We start from the raw sequence: 495 nt of genomic DNA, 5'->3' as shown, positions 1-495 counted from the left end.
CCCCCTACCCGACACCCCACCGCGCTTCCGCGTCGGAGCGCCACCTCAGGAGGACACATGCCACTGGACGCCATCACCTATCGGGTCCGCCCCGGTCACGAGGACCGACTGGGCGAGATCTTCTCCCCGCACACCTTCCGGCGCGTGGACTCGCCGGTGATCAGGGACGCCGACGGGGAGACCCTCGGCATGCTCCTGGGCACCGGGGTCTTCGTCCGCGACGACGTGTTGGTGCGGGTCATCCACCACGACGGGGTTCCCGCCGACCGGATCGCCGAACACATGTCGGTGCAGGAAGGGGTTCACGAGGCCGAACGGGCGCTGGAACCCTTCCTGGCCGAGGAACGGGACACCACGACCCCGGAGGGGTTCCGCGAGCACTTCCACCGCAGCCTGATGACCGTCCTGGAGCAGGACAGCCCGGACGACCGCCCCGCGGCGGGGACCGTGGCCCTGCGCCACCCCCTGCGTCCCGGGGCGGGGGCCGAGCTGGCC

The 495-nt window shown here is 71.9% G+C and carries 1 protein-coding gene; it reads left to right on the top strand.

Annotation, left to right across the window (positions count from 1 at the left end; genetic code table 11):
* Nucleotides 1-57: 57 nt before the first annotated feature.
* On the top strand, nucleotides 58-495 hold a 438-nt coding region (locus FNQ90_RS26405), incomplete at its 3' end, for a SchA/CurD-like domain-containing protein (protein WP_323380200.1).

This window comes from Streptomyces alkaliphilus (genome assembly GCF_014141535.1).
Lineage (GTDB): Bacteria > Actinomycetota > Actinomycetes > Streptomycetales > Streptomycetaceae > Streptomyces > Streptomyces alkaliphilus.
The sequence above is the reverse complement of the archived record's forward strand: the minus strand, read 5'-3'. Positions and strand labels throughout refer to the sequence as shown.